This is a genomic window from Bradyrhizobium sp. 1, from assembly GCF_023073315.1.
Classification (GTDB): Bacteria; Pseudomonadota; Alphaproteobacteria; order Rhizobiales; family Xanthobacteraceae; genus Bradyrhizobium.
In genome coordinates this window covers 156,482-174,492 of record NZ_JADPJH010000002.1, presented here as the reverse complement: position 1 = coordinate 174,492, position 18,011 = coordinate 156,482, and the positions used below count along the sequence as shown (strand labels likewise).

17 protein-coding genes are annotated in these 18,011 nt (G+C 64.6%); 10 read left to right on the top strand and 7 right to left on the bottom strand.

Annotated elements, in window-relative coordinates:
- Positions 1-26: 26 nt before the first annotated feature.
- The 3 genes from IVB29_RS00795 to IVB29_RS00785 all read left to right on the top strand — a co-directional run bounded on the left by IVB29_RS00795 (position 27) and on the right by IVB29_RS00785 (position 3,945).
- A complete protein-coding gene (locus IVB29_RS00795) occupies positions 27-833 on the top strand; it encodes an enoyl-CoA hydratase-related protein (RefSeq protein WP_247501479.1) in 807 nt (268 codons plus the stop codon).
- Positions 834-904: 71 nt separating this feature from the next.
- Positions 905-2,236, top strand: coding sequence for an MFS transporter (locus IVB29_RS00790; protein ID WP_247501478.1), 1,332 nt, complete (start codon positions 905-907; stop codon positions 2,234-2,236).
- 275 nt (positions 2,237-2,511) lie between these two features.
- Positions 2,512-3,945, top strand: coding sequence for an NAD-dependent succinate-semialdehyde dehydrogenase (locus IVB29_RS00785; RefSeq protein ID WP_247501477.1), 1,434 nt, complete (start codon positions 2,512-2,514; stop codon positions 3,943-3,945).
- Positions 3,946-4,142: 197 nt separating this feature from the next.
- Here IVB29_RS00785 and IVB29_RS00780 read toward each other — a convergent pair whose 3' ends face one another.
- The 7 genes from IVB29_RS00780 to IVB29_RS00750 are packed head-to-tail and all read right to left on the bottom strand — an operon-like array spanning position 4,143 to position 10,454.
- On the bottom strand, positions 4,143-4,955 hold the full coding sequence (locus IVB29_RS00780) for a transporter substrate-binding domain-containing protein (protein WP_247501476.1): 813 nt from the start codon (positions 4,953-4,955) through the stop codon (positions 4,143-4,145).
- The gene (locus tag IVB29_RS00775) at positions 4,888-6,192 is read right to left on the bottom strand and encodes an LLM class flavin-dependent oxidoreductase (RefSeq protein ID WP_247501475.1); all 1,305 of its coding nucleotides are present in this window, start codon (positions 6,190-6,192) and stop codon (positions 4,888-4,890) included. The genes IVB29_RS00780 and IVB29_RS00775 overlap by 68 nt, the downstream gene beginning before the upstream one ends.
- Positions 6,193-6,208: 16 nt before the next feature.
- The gene (locus IVB29_RS00770) at positions 6,209-6,967 is read right to left on the bottom strand and encodes an ABC transporter permease (RefSeq protein WP_247501474.1); all 759 of its coding nucleotides are present in this window, start codon (positions 6,965-6,967) and stop codon (positions 6,209-6,211) included.
- Positions 6,964-7,779 (bottom strand): ABC transporter permease, encoded by an 816-nt coding sequence (locus IVB29_RS00765; protein WP_247501473.1) that lies wholly within the window; start codon positions 7,777-7,779, stop codon positions 6,964-6,966. Before IVB29_RS00765 ends, IVB29_RS00770 begins: the two co-directional genes overlap by 4 nt.
- The gene (locus IVB29_RS00760; RefSeq protein WP_247501472.1) at positions 7,776-8,792 is read right to left on the bottom strand and encodes an ABC transporter substrate-binding protein; all 1,017 of its coding nucleotides are present in this window, start codon (positions 8,790-8,792) and stop codon (positions 7,776-7,778) included. The genes IVB29_RS00765 and IVB29_RS00760 overlap by 4 nt, the downstream gene beginning before the upstream one ends.
- Positions 8,793-8,814: 22 nt before the next feature.
- Positions 8,815-9,594 carry a class II aldolase/adducin family protein gene (locus IVB29_RS00755; RefSeq protein ID WP_247501471.1) on the bottom strand — a complete coding sequence of 260 codons (780 nt, stop codon included), beginning with the start codon at positions 9,592-9,594 and terminating at the stop codon, positions 8,815-8,817.
- A complete protein-coding gene (locus tag IVB29_RS00750; protein WP_247501470.1) occupies positions 9,591-10,454 on the bottom strand; it encodes an ABC transporter ATP-binding protein in 864 nt (287 codons plus the stop codon). The genes IVB29_RS00755 and IVB29_RS00750 overlap by 4 nt, the downstream gene beginning before the upstream one ends.
- 264 nt (positions 10,455-10,718) lie before the next feature.
- Between IVB29_RS00750 and IVB29_RS00745 the strand changes: the two genes are divergently transcribed.
- The 7 genes from IVB29_RS00745 to IVB29_RS00715 all read left to right on the top strand — a co-directional run bounded on the left by IVB29_RS00745 (position 10,719) and on the right by IVB29_RS00715 (position 17,679).
- Positions 10,719-11,396, top strand: a complete 678-nt coding sequence (locus tag IVB29_RS00745; RefSeq protein ID WP_247501469.1) for a GntR family transcriptional regulator — start codon at positions 10,719-10,721, stop codon at positions 11,394-11,396.
- A gap of 68 nt (positions 11,397-11,464) precedes the next feature.
- Positions 11,465-12,244, top strand: a complete 780-nt coding sequence (locus IVB29_RS00740; protein ID WP_247501468.1) for an SDR family oxidoreductase — start codon at positions 11,465-11,467, stop codon at positions 12,242-12,244.
- A 7-nt stretch (positions 12,245-12,251) separates the two neighbouring features.
- The gene (locus IVB29_RS00735) at positions 12,252-13,397 is read left to right on the top strand and encodes a pyridoxal phosphate-dependent aminotransferase (protein WP_247501467.1); all 1,146 of its coding nucleotides are present in this window, start codon (positions 12,252-12,254) and stop codon (positions 13,395-13,397) included.
- A gap of 11 nt (positions 13,398-13,408) precedes the next feature.
- Positions 13,409-14,290, top strand: coding sequence for an alpha/beta hydrolase (locus IVB29_RS00730; protein ID WP_247501466.1), 882 nt, complete (start codon positions 13,409-13,411; stop codon positions 14,288-14,290).
- Positions 14,291-14,309: 19 nt separating this feature from the next.
- On the top strand, positions 14,310-15,548 hold the full coding sequence (locus IVB29_RS00725) for a Zn-dependent hydrolase (protein WP_247501465.1): 1,239 nt from the start codon (positions 14,310-14,312) through the stop codon (positions 15,546-15,548).
- Between the two features lie 8 nt (positions 15,549-15,556).
- On the top strand, positions 15,557-16,087 hold the full coding sequence (locus tag IVB29_RS00720; protein WP_247501464.1) for a flavin reductase: 531 nt from the start codon (positions 15,557-15,559) through the stop codon (positions 16,085-16,087).
- A gap of 50 nt (positions 16,088-16,137) precedes the next feature.
- Positions 16,138-17,679: a PLP-dependent aminotransferase family protein gene (locus IVB29_RS00715; RefSeq protein WP_247501463.1), complete on the top strand. Its 1,542-nt coding sequence runs from the start codon at positions 16,138-16,140 to the stop codon at positions 17,677-17,679.
- The last annotated feature ends 332 nt before the right edge of the window (positions 17,680-18,011 follow it).

The following is an 18,011-nucleotide window of genomic DNA, read 5'->3' as shown; positions in this document are numbered from 1 at the left end:
ACGATCATCAACAGAAGGAAACCAACATGCCGTCGCCCTACAATTTTGCCGATCCAAGGCTCGCCAAGCTCGACGGATTCAAGGTCGAGATCGACGAGGCGCATGAGCGCGCCGACATCATCCTGGGACGTCCGCCCTACAACATCGTGGCGATGCCGCAGCGCGACCAGCTGCGTCTGACCTTCGAGACGCTGGACGAGGATCCGCGCGTCCGCGTGATCGTCGTGCGCGGTGAGGGCGAGCATTTCTCCAGTGGCGGTAATATCGGCGGCTTCATGGAAGCGAGCCCCGAGCACGTCTCCAAGCTCGCCTGGAATATCGCCGCGCCCGCGCGCTGCGCCAAGCCCGTGATCGTCGCCAATCGCGGCTATTGCTTCGGTGTCGGCTTCGAGCTGTCGCTGGCCTGCGATTTCCGTATCGCGTCCGAGACCACGCAATACGCGCTGCCGGAACAGAAGCTCGGCCAGATCCCTGGCTCCGGCGGCTCGGCGCGTCTGCAGAAGATGGTCGGCATCACCCGCACCAAGGACATCGTGATGCGCTCCAAGCGGATCTCGGCGAAGCAGGCGCTGGAATGGGGTATCGCCACCGAATGCGTGCCGGATGCCGAGCTTGAGAAGGCGACCGACAAGCTGGTCGACGAGCTCCGCACCTTCTCGCCGCTGGCGCAGCGCACCGCCAAAAAACTCCTCAACGACACCGAGGATTCGACGCTCGCCATCGCCATCGAACTGGAAGGCCATTGCTACAGCCGGCTGCGCCAGTCGGAAGATTTCAAGGAAGGCGTCGAGGCCTTCAACGCCAAGCGTCCGCCGAAATTCGCCGGCCGCTGAGACGCGACAAAACTGCCGCGGTTCGCAATGGCGCGGACCGCGGCTCATTCAAACGGGGGAGGTAAAACAAAATGGCTGAGATGGATATGCCGGTCGCAGGTGCACAAGCGTCCGCGGATAACAAGCAGATGGTCAATGCGATCATCGCGTCGGTGCTCGGATGGGCGCTCGATCTGTTCGATTTGTTCATTCTTCTTTACGTGGCGCCTGTTATCGGCGCGCTGTTCTTTCCGTCGAGCAATCCGGCGCTGTCGCTCGCCGCAGTCTACGGCTCGTTCGCCGTCACGCTGTTGATGCGCCCGCTGGGCTCGGCAATCTTCGGCCACTATGCCGACGTCCACGGCCGCAAGCAGGCGATGCTGATTGCCATCATCGGCGTCGGCATCAGCACCGCGGCGTTCGGCCTGTTGCCGACCATCGCGCAAGTCGGTGTCTTTGCACCGATCATCTTCCTGATCCTGCGCCTGGTACAGGGCATCTTCGTTGGCGGCGTCGTGGCATCCACCCATACGATCGGCACGGAATCGGTGCCGGCGAATTGGCGCGGCGCGATGTCGGGCCTCGTCGGTGGCGGCGGCGCCGGCATCGGCGCGCTGCTGGCGTCGTTCATCTTCCTGATCACGTCCTCGATCTTCCCCGGTGATGCCTTTGCGGTGTGGGGCTGGCGCTTCATGTTCTTCTCGGGGCTGCTGAGCTCACTGCTCGGCTGGTTCATCTTCCGCAACCTCGAGGAGTCCCCGTATTTCAAGGAACTCAAGCGCCAGCAGGGCAACAAGCAGGCAAAAGTCTCGAAGGCGCCGGTCAAGGACGTTTTCTCCGGCGAATATCGCAGCGTCTTGCTGATCAATCTCCTGATCACCTTCGGCGGCGGCGCCGGCTACTATCTGACCTCCGGCTATTTGCCGAGCTTCCTGAAGGTCATCAACGCGGTCCCAAACCAGACCTCGTCGTTGATCCTGATGGGCGCGAGTGTGTCGGCGTTCTTCTCGGCGGTGCTGGTCGGCGCGCTGAGCGATCGCATCGGCCGCAAGAAGACGTTTCTCGTCATCGGCATCCTGGCGGCCGTGCTGCTGCCACTGTGCTATCTCAATCTTGCTGCCACCAAGGACACGACGCAGATCACGCTCTATGCGTTCGCCATCGCCTTCATCGGTAATGCCGGATACGCGCCGGTGCTGATCTTCCTGAACGAGCGCTTTCCGACTGCGCTGCGCGCAACCGGCACCGGCTTGTCCTGGAACATCGGCTTTGCGTTGGGCGGCATGATGCCGACCTTCGTCTCGCTGGTGAGCGGGAGCACCGCGGAGATTCCGATGTCGCTGGCCTACTTCTCAGTCGGTGTCTTCGTGATCTATTTGATCGGCGCGGTCGTGATCCCTGAGACGAAGGGCAATTTCCGCTGAGGCAAATGGGCGCGGCTGCATTTGTAGCCGCGCCGATCCATGACGCACGTGGAGGTAGAGGTGCGATGTATACGGAACCATAGGATGTCGTGCCGCGACTGCCCGCGGCCAATACCAGCATCTCCGTGATCATGGCCGCCGAGAAGATCAGCGATGCGCTGCTGCGGCATCATTGATCCCTTTGCGCCGGCCGCCTTTCGGTGTAGCTCTGCGCCCGCTTATTAGGCGGTGGGCGCCCAATGCTCATTGCTGCCGAAATCATGTGAGGAGACACGATGTACCCGAAAGTTCAGATGTTCATCGCCGGCGAGTGGACCGACGGCACCTCCGGGAAATCGGAGGACATCCTCAATCCCGCCACCGGCCAGCCGATCGGCAAGACCCCGCACGCCTCGCGCGCGGATCTCGACCGGGCGCTTGAGGCCACCAAGGCCGGCTTCGACGTCTGGCGCAAGACCTCGCCGTTCGATCGCTACAAGCTGATGCGGAAGGCCGCCGACATCATCCGCTCGCGCGCCGCCGAGATCGCGCCTGTGATGACCATGGAGCAGGGCAAGCCGGTCGTGGAAGCGCAGGGCGAGACCATGCTCGCCGGCGACCTCATCGACTGGTTCGCGGAAGAAGCGCGCCGCGCCTATGGCCGCATCGTGCCGCCGCGGATGGGCAACGTCTCCCAGCTCGTGATCAAGGAGCCGGTCGGTCCGGTCGCAGCGTTCACGCCGTGGAATTTTCCGATCAACCAGGCGGTGCGCAAGATTTCGGCTGCGCTCGCCGCCGGCTGCTCGATCATCGTCAAGGGTCCGGAAGAGACGCCTGCGAGCTGCATGGAGCTGGTGCGCGCCTATGCCGACGCCGGCATTCCGGCCGGTGTCGTTCAGCTGGTGTTCGGCGTGCCGTCGGACGTGTCGGAATATCTCATCCCGCATCCGATCATCCGCAAGATCAGTTTTACCGGCTCGACCGCGGTCGGCAAGCATCTGGCCGCGCTCGCTGGCCTGCACATGAAGCGTGTCACCATGGAGCTCGGCGGCCACGCGCCGGCGATCGTGTTTGCCGACGCTGACCTCGACAACGCCGCCAAGATTTTGTCGACCAACAAGTTCCGCAATGCCGGCCAGGTCTGCGTTTCGCCGACGCGCTTCCTGGTGCATGAAAGCGTCTACCAGCCCTTCGTCGAGAAGTTCGTCGCGGCGGCCAAGAGTCTCAAGGTCGGCAGCGGCCTCGACAAGGATACCCGCATGGGCCCGCTGGCGAACCCGCGCCGTGTCGATGCGATGGAAGGTCTCGTTTCCGACGCGGTCCAGCGCGGCGCCAAGATCCAGGCCGGCGGCAAGCGCATCGGCAATGAAGGCTTCTTCTTCGAGCCGACTGTCATCACCGACGTGCCGCGCGATGCCCGCATCATGAACGAGGAGCCGTTCGGACCGCTCGCCCCGATCACGTCCTTCCGCAGCTATGACGAAGTGGTGGCCGAGGCGAACCGCCTGCCTTACGGCCTTGCGGCCTATGCCTACACCACCTCGAGCAAGACGATGCAGGCGATCGGCGCCGACATCGAGAGCGGCATGGTGTCGATCAACCATCACGGCCTCGCGCTGCCGGAAGTGCCGTTCGGCGGCACCAAGGATTCCGGCTACGGCTCCGAAGGTGGCCTCGAGGCGATCGAGGGTTATCTGAATACGAAGTTTGTGACCCAGGCGAGCTCGTAACTATCCTACGGCTCTCGTGCCCCGGACGCGGCGCAGCGCTTCTTCAGCGGTGCGCTGCAGAGCCGGGGCCCATCTCACCGCGAGTTCCTTGGTTGCCATCTGGGTCCCGGCTCTGCGCCGCAACGCCGAGAGCGTTGCAGCGCGTCCGGGACACGAGAGTGCGCATCTCGCGGGATCGAAGCGCGCCGGCGCTTTCCTCAATTCGTCGGCCCATCGCCCCGGATGGCGAACGTCGTCGTCTTCAGCTTGGTCATGCCGAACTTGTCGAACAGCTTGTCATAAGTACCGTCGGCGCGGGCCGCCGTCAGCGCGTCGGCGAAAGCTTGTGCGAGCAGCTTGTCGCGGAAGGCGAAGGTGATGTCGGTGCCCGCGATGTCGCGCACCCAGATCTTCGCGATGCCCTTCTGCTCGAGCGAATTCGCGGTCTCGTTGATGTTGAGGGCTGCCTCGAGCTGGCCTGCGCGCAGCGCCGCCGAGGTCGCGGTCACCGTGGTGAAGGTGCGGAGCTCGATCGGCTTCAGGCCCTTGGCTTCCATCGCGGCGCTGAACTCGCGCGCCTTGCGTTCGGTGTAGGTCGCCGATTCCATGCCGACGACGCGGCCGGCGAGGTCCTCGAATTTCTCCAGCTTCAGGCTGGAGGCGGGATCGGTGTAGATGCTGATCGCCTGCTGCGCGTAAGGCACGAGGTAGAGCATTTTTGAACGCTCCTCGGTCCAGAACAGGCCAGTGTTGATGGCATCGAAGCGGCCAGGTTCGAACGCCGCAGCGGTGAGGTGTTCTCGCTCCCCGCTTGCGCGGGAGGGCTGGGGAGAGGGTATCTCCGCAATCGAGAACCCCCAAGAGGAGAGAACCCTCACCCGGCGCGTTGCGCCGACCTCTCCCGCGGGCGGGAGAGGTGCACCGAGCCCGCGGCCGCTTGATTCAACCCAAGTCCATTCCGCTCTAGGCCGCGAAAAACGGATTCGCGGGACGCGCGAGTCCAAGGTGATCGCGCAACGTGGTGCCCTCATAATCCGCGCGGAACAGCCCGCGCTCCTGCAAGATCGGCACGACGAGTTCGACAAAATCCTCAAAGCCCTCGTGGAAATAGGGCGGCATGACGTTGAATCCGTCGGCGGCGTGCTCCTCGAACCAGAGCTGGAGCGTGTCGGCGATGCGCTCGGCCGAGCCGCACAGCACCCAATGGCCGCGGGCTGCGGCCGTGAGGTTGTAGAGATCGCGCAGCGTCATGTTCTCGCGGCGACCTTTGGCAAGCATGACGCTGGCAAAACTGTGATAGCTGTCCGATGGCGCGATATCAGGGATCGGCCCGTCGAGATCGTAGGCCGACATGTCGCGGCCGAAGCGGTCGGACAGTATGGCAAGGGCGTTACTGCCGCTGACAAAGCTTTGGAGCGTGTTGAGCTTCTCGAACGCTTCCTTGTCGGTGCGGCCGACGACGGGCATCACGCCCGGCAGCACCGTGACATCCTCAGGCTTGCGGCCGAACGACGGCAGCCGCGTCTTCAGCGAGGCGTAGCCGGCCTTGGCTTCCTCGATGTCCTGCACCACGGAGAACACGATATCGGCGGTGCGCGCGGCGAGCGCTTGGCCGGCCTCGGAGCCGCCGGCCTGGAGCACGACGGGGCGGCCTTGCGGGCTGCGGCCGATGTTGAGCGGACCCTTCACCTTGAAGAACGCACCGTCATGGTCGATCGCGCGCAGTTTTGCCGGCTCGATGTAGAGACCGCTGCTGCGGTCGGCGACAATGGCGTCATCCGCCCAGCCGTCCCACAGGCCCTTGACCACGTCGAGGAATTCGCCCGCCATCTCGTAGCGGCGGGCGTGATCGGGATGGGTGGTGCCGAAATTCGCTGCCGTCGCCGGATTGGCCGTGGTCACCGCGTTCCATGCCGCGCGCCCTCTCGAGATGTGATCGAGCGAGGCGAAGACGCGCGCGACGGAGAATGGATCGCTGTAGGTGGTGGAGACGGTCGCACCTAGCCCGATATGGCTGGTCGAGGTCGCGAGCGCGGCCAGCATGGTCAGCGGCTCCAGCCGCAGTGTGTAGGAGGGATGGGCGGCGGCATCGGCGTAGAGATTGTCGCCCATGAAAATCAGGTCGAACTTGCCGCGCTCGGCGGTTCGGCCGATCTCCTGGATCGCGGCAAAATCCTGAAAGCTGTCGACCGCGCCGGGATAGCGCCAGCCCGCGACATGGCTGCCGGTCCCGAGGATGAACAGGCCGAGATGCATCTGTCGTTTCATGGCGTATTTCCTGGCGTCATGTCCAGAACAGGATCTTGCGTTCGAGGAAGCCGATCAGGCCGAAGAAGGCGAGGCTCGCCGCGGAGGCGACGAAGATCGCCGCCCAGACCTGGACGAAATCGATCTGCAGCACGGCCTGGTAGATCACCCAGCCGAGCCCGCCCTGCGCGCCGAGCATTTCGGTGACGATCGCCACGATGACGCTGCGCACCGTGGAGACGCGCATGCCGGCGAGCAGCAGCGGTAGCGCAGTCGGGAGGCGCAGGCGCCACAGCACGCCAAAACGGCTTGCGCCAAAACTCTTCATGAGATCGACGGCGCGGCGATCGACACGGTCGAGCCCGGCCAGCATCGACAGCAGGATGGTGAAGCTCACCGCCATGGCCACCATCACGATCTTCGAGCTGATTCCGATGCCGAACCAGAGCAGGATCAGCGGCGAATAGCCGACCACGGGCACCGAATTGATCGCGGTCGCGAGCGGCAGGATCGCGCTGCGCAACGCCGGCGCCAGTGCGATGGCGACGGCAAGGCCGACGCCGATCAGGCAGCCGAGCCCATAGCCGACCAGCGCTTCGAGCAGGGTGTAGCCGGCGGCGTCGATGAGTGTTGCGCGCTTGGACCAGAGGCCGACCAGGATGTCGCTGACGGCGGGCAAAACATAGTCCGGCAGGTGCAGTCCGCGCGCCGCGCCTTCCCAGCAAGCAACAAGGAGGACGGCGCCGAGAATGCCGCGCTGGACGGCGAGCGAGGGGGCGGCGATCGCGCGGCTCATTGCTCGGCGTTCCAGAACACCAGCCGCCGCTCGACTGCCGCAACGACCGCATAGAAGCCGGTGCCGAGCAGCGCCGCGGCGAGCAGGGCGGCCCAGATCGCAACGACATTTTCGGTGAACATGGCCTGGAGCAGCAGCACGCCGAGCCCTGTGGTGTCGCCGAACCATTCGCCGACGATGGCGCCGACGAGGCTCAAGGATGCGGCCAGCCGCAGTGCGACGAAGATCTGCGGCAGCGCGGTCGGAAGCTGCAGGCGGAGCAGGAGCTGGCGGTTGGAGGCGCCAAAGCTGCGCATCAGGTCGACCTGCCTGGGATCGACGGTCTCGAGCCCTAGCAGCGTGTTCACCGTGACCGGAAAGAAGGTCAGATAGAACGCGATGATCGCCTTGGCGAGTAGCGTATTGCCGAACCACAGCACCACCAGCGCGCCAAAGGCGATGACCGGAATGGTCTGCGACACCACGAAGATCGGAAAGATCATCTCGCGCAGCGCGCGGACACGGAAGAACAGGACGCCCATGAGCACACCGAACGCGCCGCCGGAGGCGAAGCCGATCAGCGTCTCGGCAAGCGTACGCAGGAAGCCGTCGATGTAGGCCCGAGGCGTCGCCGCCATTGCCATCAGGATCGTGCTGAGGCGCGGCAGATAATAGGGCCGGATGCCGAACAGCAGCACCGCGCCTTCCCAGATCACCGCCGCGACGGCGAGGCCGAGCAGAAGCCGGATCAGCTTGCGCAGCCAATCCGGCATCATTACCGACCGCGCAGCCGCGCGGCCGTCACCAAGCGATGTCGCGGCAGGGCTGCTCACGGCAGCCGGTCCGCCGCCGGGATGCTCTGGATGAAGCTGGCATCGTAGGCCGTAGCGAGATCGACCGGCTTGGAGATCACGCCGTATTTCAGGAAGAAGTCGTGAGCGGTCTTGACCGCGTCGGCGTCGATCCAGAACATGCCGTTCTTTGCCGCCGCACCCGCCGTCATCAGGCGCTTCACCTCGGTGAGCATGAACTCCTGCTGGGCACGGTCGAGCGTCGGCGCTGCGGCCATCACGGTGTCGACGGCGCCCTTGGGATCGGAGAATGCATCCTTCCAGCCCTTCAGCGAAGCGCGCAAAAACGCCTTGACCAGCTCCGGCTTCTCCTTGGCGGTCGCCTCGGCCGTGATCAGCGTATCGCGCGGGAAGGTGATGCCGTAATCCTCGGCGACGAAGGTCTTCAGGCTGTCCTTCGGCATGCGCGACTGGATGGTGTAGAACTCGTTGTAATAGGTCGCCGTGATCACGTCGACGTTGCCGTCGACGAAGGGCGTCACCGAAACCTGCTGCGGCTGGATCTTCAACTCATCCGGCTTGATGCCTTCCTTGGCCAGCATGCCGTTGAGCACGTGATTTGCGCCGGTGAACCAGGTGGTGACGGTCTTACCCTTGAAGTCCTGGATCGTCTTCACCGGACCATCTTTGCGGGTGACGAAGATGAAGGGCGTGATCTGGTGGGACACGCCGATGCAGACGATCGGCAGTCCTTTGTCGCGCGCCGCGAACACGCTGTCGGTGCCGCCCGACAGGCCGAATGTGTCGGCGCCGGTCGCGACCAGATTTTCGGTGAGCAGGTTGGGCCCACCCGGATTGATGGTGAGGTCGATCCCTTCGGCCTTGTAATAGCCCTTGGCCGCCGCGACGTAGAAGCCGGCAAACTGTGCCTGCGGCAGCCATTTCAGGCGCAGGCTCGCCTTCTGCAATTCGGCGGCGGGCGCAGCCGTGACCAACGAGCCGGTCGCCAGTGCGACCGCGGAGAGGATGGAGAAAGCGTGGCGTCGGCTCAACATGGTCATACTCCAGGCGGTGAAATCAATTGCGATAGGATGGATCGGTGCGGTCGAGCTGGCGCATCAGCGCCGGCCATTCGCGTTCGCCGGGCACGAGGATGTCGCCCTGCAATTCCCAGAACTGGCGGGCGGCTTTCTCGCAGACCTCGTGCGGCGGCATCACCAGCCTGGCGCCGGAAGCTGTGGCGGCCTGCATCTGGAGCTGGATCCGCGCGGCGCGCTCGAAATAATAGAGCAGCATGAAGGCTTCGCCCGGCGTCCGGCCGACGGTGAGGATGCCGTGGTTGCGCATCAGCATCACCTTGTGCGGACCGAGATCGCGCACCAGGCGGACCTGCTCGTCGAGGTCGATGGCGACGCCTTCGTAATCGTGGAAAGCCTGCCGGTCGTAGAAGCGCATTGCGAACTGGCTGAGCGGCAGCAGTCCGTTCTCCTGCCCTGAGACCGCGACGCTCGCGTCGGAATGGGTGTGCAGCACGCAGGCCGCGTCGTGGTTCGACGTGTGGATCGCGGCATGGATCACGAAGGCCGCGACATTGACGGCCTGTGGCGTGTCGTCGAGCTTGTTACCCTCAGTATCGATCTTGACCAGGCTCGAGGCCGTGATCTCGTCGAACAGCAATCCATAGGGATTGATCAGGAACTGATCGTCGTGGCCGGGCACGCGCAGGGAGATGTGATTGTAGATCAGATCGTCCATGCCGAGCCTGGCGACCATGCGATAGCAGGCCGCGAGCTTGATCCGGGCATCCCATTCGGCCGGATCGATGCCGCGCGGCTCTTTCGGCGACATCGCGTTCATTGCGACTTCTCCTGCGCGAGGGAGGATTGGAACGATTTCATGCTTTCCTCCTCGATCGCATCGAGCAGCGTGCGCTTGAGGCGGATGAATTCAGGGGAGGTGACGATCTCGGGCCGGCGCGGGCGGGGAAGGTCGACGATTTGTTCGAGCTTCACCGCGCCGGGACGCGCCGTCATGACCAGCACGCGGTCGCCGAGGAAGATGGCTTCGTCGACGTCGTGGGTGATGAAGAGAATGGTGCGGCGGTATTTCTGCCAGACGTCGAGCAGCCAGCGCTGCATCATCGCCCGCGTCAGCGCATCGAGCGCGCCAAAGGGCTCATCGAGCAGCATCAGGTCGCGCTCGAACAGGAAGGTGCGCATCAGGGCGACGCGCTGGCGCATGCCGCCCGACAATTGATGGGGATATTGCTTCTCGAAGCCGGCGAGGCCGAACTCGGGCAGCATCTTGAGTGCCTTGGCGCGCGCCTGGTCGCGCTTCATGCCCTCGACCTCGAGCGCGAGGATGGCGTTGTCCACCACGTTGCGCCAGGGAAACAGCAGGTCGCGCTGCGGCATGAAGGAGACGCGGCCGAGCAGGTCGGCGGCATGACAGCTCTTGCCCTCGAAGCGCAGGATGCCGCCGGCATCGGGCTCTTCGAGGCCGGCGACAATGTTAAAGAGGGTGCTCTTGCCGCAGCCGCTGGGACCAACGACGGTGACGAACTCGCCGGGGGCGATGGTCGCCTGAAGTCCCGATAGTGCCGCGACGGTGCCGAATGTCTTGTTGATCGCGCGCAGCTCGAGCAGCGGCTCGGGCTTCGGCTGAGCCTGCGGGGCGTCGGTAGCCGGTCCGGGATGGGGGAGGCGGGCAGCCTGCACCGGGATGTCCTTGTATAATGGCGGCGGCCATTCGCATACGAAAGCGGGGCTGCGTTAAAATCTCTTAGCAACTCGTGTGCCAGCGCGATCTCCGGGCAAATCAGGCATAAGACTTGCGAGGTCGACGGCGAACATGTCTCGGCGGCGTGCATCTCCGCACGAAATCGGCCGTTTCGCTGGAAGATGAGCGCTCTTTTTGTATACGTGTATCGATACCGGAGAAACATAATGGCGGATGTTGGTGCACATGGCGGAGGCAGGCGCGTGAAAAATGGGCATGAATCCCTCAGCGCGGGCCCCGGCGTGACGCTGGCGGAGAGCCTGCGGCAGAAGCTCGAAGGGGCGATCGCTGCGGGTCATCTGGAGCCGGGCAGCCGGCTCGACGAGCAGGAGATCGCGCAGCGCTTCGGCGTCTCGCGCACGCCGGTGCGGGAGGCGTTCCGCCTGATGGCCGCCAACAATCTGGTCGAGCTGCGGGGACGGCAGGGCGCGACGGTCCGCAGCATCAAGGCACAGGCGCTGATCGAGATGTTCCAGGTTATGGCGGAGCTCGAAGGGCTCTGCGCGCGGCTTGCCGCAAGGCGCGTCTCTCAGGCCTGGGGCGCTGAAATAGGCGAGGTTCACCAGCGGCTTGTGGCCGCAGGCGAAACCGGCGACATCGATGTCTTCTACGACATCAACCAGGAATTCCACGAAGCGATCTATGAAGCCTCGCGCAACATTTTCCTGGCCGACCAGACCCGCAAGCTGCGCAACCAGGTGGCGGCGTATCGCCGCCGGGTGACACGGATGCCGAACCGGATCGCCGACACTGTCCGCGAGCACGAGGCGATCATGCAGGCGATCCTGGCGCACGATCCGGAGCGGGCGCACAGCGCCATGCGCGACCACGTCAACCTGCTCGGCGACAACCTGCTGGACTTCCTGGCCGCCTTCGAATGACCCGGGGGATCGTCTGGTATGCAAATTGCTAGACCTTGTATATCTAGCCTGCATTCTGGAGACCCCGTGTGGACCTGAAGCTGACGAACAAGACCGCGCTGATCACCGGCGCGTCGAAAGGAATTGGACTTGCGGTGGCCGAACTCCTCGCCGCGGAGGGGTGCCATTTGCATCTCGCGGCCCGCAACGGCGAGGCGATGCTCGAGGCCAAGAAGCAGCTCGAATCCCGCTTTGGCGTGAAGATCACCATCCACGCACTCGATCTGTCGAGCACGGCTGCGATGGAGAAGCTAGCGGCCGAGGTCGGCGATATCGACATCCTCATCAACAATGCCGGCGATATCCCCGCCGGCTCGCTGGAAATCCTCGATGACGCCGCCTGGCGGCGCGGCTTCGATCTCAAGGTGTTCGGCTACATCACGCTGTCGCGGCTTTATTATCCGCGCATGAAGGGCAAGGACGGCGTCATCATCAACATCATCGGCAATTCCGGCGAGAACTGGGACGCCAGCTACATCGCGGGCTCGACCGGCAATGCGGCGCTGATGTCCTTCACCAAGGCGCTCGGCGGCCGCAGCCTCGATCACGGCGTCCGCGTCGTCGCCGTCAATCCGGGGCCGGTTGCCACGGACCGCATGCTCAAGATCATGAAGCGCAAGGCGATCGACATGCTCGGCGACGAAAGCCGCTGGGAGGAGCTGTTCGACAAATATCCGGGCAAGCGGCCGGCGACGTCGGAAGAAGTCGCCGATCTCGTCGCGTTCCTGTCTTCGCCGCGATCCGGCTACATCACCGGCACCGTGGTGACGATCGACGGCGGCATCGCCGCGCGCGGCTCGGTGATCTGAGGCGCCAATGTCTGGAGTGCAATCGGCGGCACTGGTCCGCAACCGCTATTTCGACGAGCTCTCGGCGACGCCGGGGCTCTATTGGCTCGGCCAGAACACCAACCATATCGAGAGCCATCCCGCCGTGCGCGAGGCGATGCTGCGCTCGATCGAAGCGGGCGAGTTCAACGCCTATGCCCCGCCGCTCGGCTTCGAGGCGCTGCGCGCCGCGATCGTCGCCGACCTCGGGACATCAGGCGCAGAAGCGCTGGTGACGGAAGGCGGCGTCAATGCGCTTGCGATGATCTGCCGCGCGCGCTGCAAGCCCGGCACCACGCTGGTCACGACCGATCCGACCTGGAAATGGCCGTGCCTGTTCGCGCGCCAGCAGGGCGCCGAGGTGATCGAGATTCCGATCTACGATCCCGCCTGCAACTACCGCCTGACGCCGGAAGCGTTGAAGGCGAATGTCGACGAGCGCACGGCGATCATCTATCTGGTCGATCCCAACAATCCGCTCGGCATTCGCTACACGCGTGAAGAGATCGAGAGCTTTGCCGCGATCGCGCGCGATTGCGGTGCGCTGCTGGTGCACGACTGCACCTACCGCGATTTCGCCGACGGCCACACGCCGGCGCTTCTCGTCGCGCCGCAAGGCACGGTGGTCTCGACCAGCTTCTCGAAATGGCTCGGCCTTGCGGGCTTGCGGATCGGCGCGCTCGTCGCGGCGCCGGATCTGTTGGAGGAACTGGCGCAGACTTCCACGAGCGTGCTCGGCGCGAGCGTCATCGCGCAGCGCGCGGCGCAGGCGGGGCTGTCGGTCAAGGCCGAGTGGATGAAGAAGGTCCGCAGCACCGACCGGTCCAACAAGGCGATGATCCAGGAGGCGGCGGCGGGAATCGAAGGGTTGGAGCTGCCGATCATGCCGTCGCACGGAAACTTCCTGGTGCTGGAGACCATCGCAGCGGGCATCCGCCCGGAGGCGCTGGTCGAGTGCTATCGCCGGCAGGGCATCATGATCCGCCAGGGCACCTATCACACCCAGCGCTTCGGCGACCGTTTTGTGAAGATCAGCACCTCGGTGCCGCAAGCGTGGGTCGAAAAGCTCTGCACGCTGCTGCCGGACATGGTCGCGCAGGCGCGCACGCTCAACGACCTGCCGCCGCAATTCTAGGGACGATGCCGATGACGATGATCACGACCAAGGATGGGGTGAAGCTCCATGTCGAAGAGGCCGGCGAGGGTACGCCGATCCTCTTCATCCACGAGTTCGGCGGCAATCACCAAAGCTGGGAGCCGCAGCTGCGCTATTTCAGCCGGCGCCATCGCTGCATAAGCTACGCCGCGCGCGGCTATCCGCCGTCGGACGTGCCTGACAGTGTGGAGGCCTATTCGCAGGCGATTGCGGCGGACGACGCGGTCGCGGTGCTCGACGCGCTCAAGATCGAGAAGGCACACATCGTCGGCCTCTCCATGGGCGGCTTCTGCACGGTGCATTTCGGCCTGCGCACGCCGGAGCGCGCTTCGTCGCTGACGGTGGCCGGCGCCGGCTATGGCTGCGAGAAGGAGTTCGAGGACTATTTCCGCGGCGTCTCGCTCGAAGTTGCCGACAATTTCGAGAAGCAGGGCGCGAAGGAATTTTCCAAGGTCTACGCGCTCGGTGCGAGCCGGGTGCAGTTCCAGAACAAGGATCCGCGCGGCTGGCAGGAATTCGCCGACCGCCTCGCCACCCATTCCGATCGCGGCGCCGCCAACACCATGCGCGGCGTCCAGGCACGGCGTCCGTCCTTCTACGATCTCGAAGACGGCCTGAAAACAATGATGGTGCCGACACTGGTCGTCGTCGGCGACGAGGACGATCACTGTCTCCAGCCCGGCATCTTCCTGAAGAAGACCATTCCGGCCTGCGGCCTCTCGGTCTTCCCCAAGACCGGCCACACGCTCAATCTGGAAGAACCCGCGGCGTTCAACGCGCTGCTCGCCGAGTTCATCGCCCAGGTCGAGGCCGGGCAATGGCTGCCGCGCGATCCGCGCGCGTTGCCGGGCCAGATCATGCGCACGAAGTAGGTCGATGGGATCGGGCACCTTGATCAACGCAGATCGGCTCTGGACGCGCTTGATGTCGCTTGCCGAGATCGGCGAGACGCCTGCCGGCGGGGTCAATCGACAGGCGCTGAGCGACGGCGAGATCGCCGCATGGCGCCGCGTGATCGGCTGGGCGGTTGAAGCGGGTTTGACGCCGTCGACGGATGCGGCGGCAAACCTGTTTTTGACGCTGGCCGGCCGCGATCGCTCCGCGCCACCGTTTCTCCTTGGCAGTCATCTCGACAGCCAGCCGACCGGCGGCAAATTCGACGGTGCGGCGGGCGTGATGGCGGCGCTGGAGGCTGTGGTGTCGCTCGCCGAGCAGGGCGACAAGCCCGCGCGCGACGTCATCGTTGTCGCCTGGATGAATGAGGAAGGCTCGCGCTTCGGCCCGGGCATGATGGGCTCGGAGGCCTTTACCGGGGAACGCGATATGGATGCGATCCGCGCCGCGCGCGATGCTGACGGCGTCAGTGTCGGCGAAGCGCTCGATCGCCTCCACCAGGCTTTTCCTGATCTGCCGCACAGGCCGCTCGGTTTTGCCACTGGGGCCTATCTCGAATTGCACATCGAGCAGGGGCCGCTGCTGGAGGCCGCCGACTGCACGATCGGGGTGGTCACTGGCATCCAGGGCAAGAAGACTTTTCAGGTGGTCGTCGAGGGCGCCGAGGGCCACGCCGGCACGCTCGCGCAGTCAGAGAGGCGGGATGCGCTTGCGGCCTTTGCACGGATGGCCTCAGTGCTCCATGCTGAGATCGGCGCCATCGATGCCGACATCAAATTCACTATCGGCCGGATTGCGGTCGTGCCGAACGCGCCGTCGGTGGTGCCGTCGCGTGTCAGCTTCAGCATCGATCTACGCCACCCTGACAATGCAGTGCTCGATGCCGCCGGTGCGCGCATCATGGCTCTCTGCCGGGAGAACGCCCCGCCTTGTACAGTCACGGTGACGCCGCTCGTCGATGCGCCATCGAACGCTTTCGATCCGCAGCTGCGGGCCAGCATCGCAGAAGCCGCGCGCGAGCAGGGGCACTCCGCCATGGCCATTCTATCGGCCGCCGGTCACGACGCCCGCCATCTCGCAAAGATCTGCCCAGCGGCGATGATCTTCATTCCGTGCCGCGACGGGGCGAGCCACGTCGAGCATGAATGGGCCGAGCCCGATCATGTCGCGGCCGGCGCCTCCGTGCTGGCGCAGGTGCTGTGCGGACTCGTATCTGCGCCTGCGATCGAGGCGTGAGGACATTGATGCAGGACGTCGCCCCTCAGGACTACCGTGACGCGATGGCCTGTCTTGGTGCCGCCGTCAACATCGTGACGACCGACGGCAGCGCGGGCCGCGCCGGATTTACCGCATCGGCGATGTGCAGCGTCACCGACGATCCGCCGACGCTTCTGGTCTGCATCAACCGCGGCTCCTCCGCCTATGCCAGCGTGACGCGCAACAAGGTGGTGTGCGTCAACGTGCTTTCGGCCCGGCACGAGCAATTGTCCCGCCTGTTCGGCGGCAAGGTGCCCGCCGACGAACGGTTTGCCGCAGCCAATTGGTCAACACTTGAAACCGGTGCGCCGGTGCTGGCCGATAGTGCCGCTGCGTTCGACTGCCGGATTACCGATATCGTCAATGTCGGCACGCATGACGTGCTGTTCTGCCGGGTCGTCGCGCTGCAGAGATCCGGCTGCACCGACAATCTGATCTATTTCGGCCGCGCCTACCACACGGTCGGGGTGACCGATCCGGCGGAGGCTGGACCCGAATCCGCTTCTAGCCCATCCTGAGGGGAGGCCGGCGGCTATCGCCGCGCGTTCCAAACAGCCGCCTCCACGTGATGGACAGAGATCGTCAGCCGCACCAGCGCGTCTCCCTTGCGGGGATGCATATCGACCGGACGTCGGCCGTGCCGCTGCATTTGCAGATCGCGGCTCATATCCGCGACGGCGTTTTGCGCGGCGCCTTTCCGGCCGGAACGCAGTTCCTGGGCTCGCGCGAGATTGCGCGGGAATTGGGCTGCTCGCGCACGGTGGTGCTGAGCGCTTGGGATCTGCTCTATGCCGAGGGCTATCTTGAATCGACGCCGCGTGGCAGCGTCATGGTGGCGTCCGTTGCAACACCACGTGTCGGGCCTCCGTCCACTAGGTCGCCTACGGCCAAGCCTGCGCATATGTCGCAGCGTTGGCGATCGCTGCTCGCCTTCGACTACGAGACCAACTGGCCGTCGGAGTTCAGCCCGGGTGCGCCTGACATCTCGACCTTTCCTTTCAAGGACTGGTCGCGCCTGCTGCGCCAGACCTGGCAAAATCCAAGAGAGCACGAGTGCCTTGATCTTCCGCCCGAGGGACATCCGCGGCTGCGTGCCGAGATCGCGAATTTCCTCGGCTCGGTGCGCGGTCTGGTCTGTTCGCCGAAAGAGGTTGTCGTCACCTCGGGCACCTCAGGCGCACTGGATTTCTGCAGCCGGATGATCCTCGATCCCGGCGACGAGGTCTGGGTCGAGGAGCCCGGCTTCGTCGAGGCGCGGTGGGCGCTCACGGCGGCGGGCGCGAAACTCGTCCCGATTCCGGTCGACGAGAAGGGGCTGGTCGTTTCGGAAGGGATTCGGCGAGCGCCGCGCGCGAAGCTGGTCGTCGTCACGCCGTCGCATCAATATCCGCTCGGCATCAGCATGGGCCTGGAGCGGCGTCTCGAGCTGCTGGATTGGGCCAACAAGAACGACGTCTGGGTGATCGAGGACGATTACAATTCGGAGTTCAGGCATCAGGACAGCATGATCGCGTCGTTGCGCTCGCTCGATCGCGAGGGCCGGGTGATCTATTTCGGCACCTTTTCGAAGATCATGATGCCGAACCTGCGGCTCGGATACATGGTCGCCAACCGGCATTTCATCGACGGCTTTTCGAAGGGCCGCGCGCGCATCGACGTGCATACGTCAGGCATCGGGCAGCTCGCGCTGGCCGAGTTCATGCGGGAAGGGCATTTGCTGCGGCATCTGCGCGGGATGCGGCGGATCTATGCCAGCAGGCGAAAGGCGCTGATCGATGCGATCGCGGCGCTGATGCCGGACGATCTGACCGTGTCCCCCGCCGTCACCGGATTGCATCTGGTGGCGCTGTTCACCAACGCGATGCAGGCGCGGATGAGCGACCGCGAGGCGGCCGCGACCTTGAAGCAGGCCGGTATCCACGTGCAGCCGTTGTCGCAGAATTTTCTGGAAGCGCCGACGCGGCAGGGGCTGGTGTTCGGCTACGGCCGGCTGCGCGTCGAGGATGCCGCGCCGCTGCTTGCGAGAATCGCGGCTTGCATCGGCAGCGGCAACGCACCATTGGGACCGGCGAAACCCTCTCTTACTGTTCGTACAATAAAGAGAGGCTGAGCCGACCGGTATGCATAGCTCCTAGGCATGTGGCTATCCCGCGCTGCCGTCCGATCGCCTGCAAAATAGACAGGCGATTTGAGGCGATCGGATTGCAGTGCAGCGAGTCTGACGATTTACTCGGAAAATTCCGTGGTGCGCCGCACGTGTCTCGTGCAGAGCGGTGTGCACTCTGCGCAGGCAGCGCTGCTCCAAAACGTGCAGCAGGTGGCGCGGCGCGCGGCGGCGTGCACGCGCTGGTCTAGCGGTTTGCGACAAGTCTGGCCCTATCCCGAGCCCATCGCTCTGTCGCACGCTCGCTCATGGTGGCATGACAGGGGATGCATGATGAG